Here is a 2,337-nt window from a genome sequence, read left to right as displayed (position 1 = left end):
GCCCGCTCGTCAGCGCGATCCGCACCGCATCAGCGCGGAATTCGTCCGTCCGTTTCGTTCCCATAGTTCGTCTCCTTTGCTGCAATAAATGCTATCAAAGGAGCGGCATCAAACCGTGACAGGTCCATGCTGTGTCCACCCCAATTCCTGCATCATATGCCGGGTCCGGTTGCCGTTCTGCCTCAGCTCCTTCACAACGTAGTTCTTCACTTTCGCTTGAGTGATAACAGCCCGCGCCTGGCTGAAAAGGTACTCTTCCAATTGATCCAGGACAGTCTCACCAGATGTACCTAGCAGCTGTTTCATGACGGCCGTCCCATGCAGCTCGGTATTCAGGCTTGTCGGATTGAAGTACTCACTGATCTGTCGATTGATCAGAGCGTTGTACAGCGAAGCTACCTCCCCTGGCTTGTCCAGGGCGTCGTAGACCTCCGCCACAAGGTTGCCGAACTCAGCAGCCTTTGGACCGGAAGAGAATCCGTCGTGGTCGGTCTGGACAATGAAGTAGCGCCGCTCTCCAGGCTCCAACCACGTAGGTAGATGGTTGGTGGTGAAAACGAAGCACGAAACCAGCGGTAGGAGTTCAGCCTCTCGTCCTTTCCTCTCAGACAACACCTCCCTGTCTGTGATGAACGTCTTCAACCGATATTTTTCAGCTTGCAGCCAGCTATGCCGAAGGCATTTCCCGCAGAGATGTTCTGTGTGCGGTGCTGAAAGATGTCGATTATAGCTGTATAGCCATTATCACCACGGCCAGCTTTCAGGGGGGGTTACCGTGCTTGTATCGCGATTTTGTAGTTCCAGTCACTTTGCAGCAATCCGAAAACTATACCATCTTCATAAGTACCGTCTTCGTTGAGGTAGCGATCTCGCAAGATACCTTCCTGCACAAAACCCTGATCCTTATATGTTTGTATCGCGCTACGGCTACTTGCTCGGGGAATGCCGATAACTTTGTGTACGCCCGCGCGGAACATTCCTTCAATGAAGCCCCCCCGAGCTTCGTGGACAACGCCCTTTCCCCACCATCGGCGATCACCCAATGCATGATGTGTTGTCATAGATCGTCCTGGGCCAAATTCGGCAATCAAAAAACCAATGGCTTCATCTGAGTCTTTAACTTTTGTCAGGAAATAGCATTTCCGCTCACTTGCCATGCTGGCAAAATGGCTCCGGAGACTTTCTATATCTGATTGTCGTCCCAGATCTGGAAACTGTTTAGCAATTGGGGGTTGTTGCATCCAGCCAAGAATGGTGCTGTTGACCATTTGGGGACGGAGAGTTTCGATTAAAAATCGTTTTGTAGTTATCTTTATTGGCTTGTTGGGCCAAGCCAGCATAGGGCTCATGGTACAGTACCCTTTTATTGTGACTGACTGTTTGTTCTGATCTGAGTTTATATTTCCTAATGATCGGACAGTGATTGTGTTAGTATCTTAATTGGGGTTTCTTCCTTGCCCAGTCAGCACATTTAAGCCGACATTCCCCAAGTGGCATGCCATTTGATGTGAAGATCGCCTGAATCTGCCTGCTGGACAAGCGTTTTTGCCCTGAGCGGCACCTGCGGTCGCGCAGGCTGCTGGAACTGGACGGATCAGACCGTGAAGCCGCCTTGTTCTATCCCGGCAGCGGTGTTTTTCGACGCAGCGGGCAGACCTGTCCTGCCGCTTTCGTTCAGTTTGGGCGTGGATCGCGGTCATGCGCATAGCGGTGGCGCTCGCAATCGGCGGATAGCGGTGAGGATGGCGCGCACCATCGGGCCGGTGACGGCCACCTCGGCCAGCTGGAAAGTGATAGCACGGGCGTGACGCACGACACGCGCCCCGATCTTGATCAGTTTCAGTTGCAGGCTGGTCAACGACCAGTCGGCCATGGCCTCGGGCAACTCGATACAGCGCAAGAAAGTGGCCAGGTTGTAGGCCAGCGCGTGCAGTTGCAACCGCACCTCGTTGTCGCGTAACTTCCGGCACGATAGCCGTGTCCAGTGAAAGGCATACTTGCCCTCCTTGATGTGCTGCTCGGCGGTGCCGCGCTGATTATAGAACCGCACCACCCAGTCTGACTCCATCGGCAGGTTGGTGACGATGAAGCCAACACGCGGGAACAACTCGCCCGGATGCCATTCGATCTTGGCGATCACCCGGCGTTTCTTGTCCCAGGACGCCGCCTGATAGTCGAAATCCTCGAAGAACCGTTTGACCTTGGTCAGCTGAGAACGCCGGTGGAATACTGCACCACGTGAGCGGCGAGATTGTCTTGTCGCAGATGGGCTGATTGGCCTGTCCTGTTAGGCTCTTCGTTTTGGCGGAGGGCGGGATTGAAGCACGTGGAATTGTA

Annotated in this window: 3 protein-coding genes; all 3 read right to left on the bottom strand. The window is 53.8% G+C overall.

What is annotated here, in order from left to right; genetic code table 11:
* Positions 1-108: 108 nt before the first annotated feature.
* Complete coding sequence (locus GV827_RS23045) at positions 109-642, bottom strand: hypothetical protein (RefSeq protein WP_164356652.1); 534 nt, start codon at positions 640-642, stop codon at positions 109-111.
* A gap of 128 nt (positions 643-770) precedes the next feature.
* Positions 771-1,349 carry a GNAT family N-acetyltransferase gene (locus GV827_RS23040; RefSeq protein ID WP_164356650.1) on the bottom strand — a complete coding sequence of 193 codons (579 nt, stop codon included), beginning with the start codon at positions 1,347-1,349 and terminating at the stop codon, positions 771-773.
* Positions 1,350-1,696: 347 nt separating this feature from the next.
* On the bottom strand, positions 1,697-2,275 hold the full coding sequence (locus GV827_RS23035) for a transposase (protein WP_328823213.1): 579 nt from the start codon (positions 2,273-2,275) through the stop codon (positions 1,697-1,699).
* Between the last annotated feature and the right edge of the window lie 62 nt (positions 2,276-2,337).

The sequence above is a fragment of the Sulfitobacter sediminilitoris genome (assembly GCF_010667575.1).
GTDB lineage: Bacteria > Pseudomonadota > Alphaproteobacteria > Rhodobacterales > Rhodobacteraceae > Sulfitobacter > Sulfitobacter sediminilitoris.
Note: the sequence above shows the minus strand (reverse complement) of the source record. Positions and strands in the feature narration are given on the sequence as shown.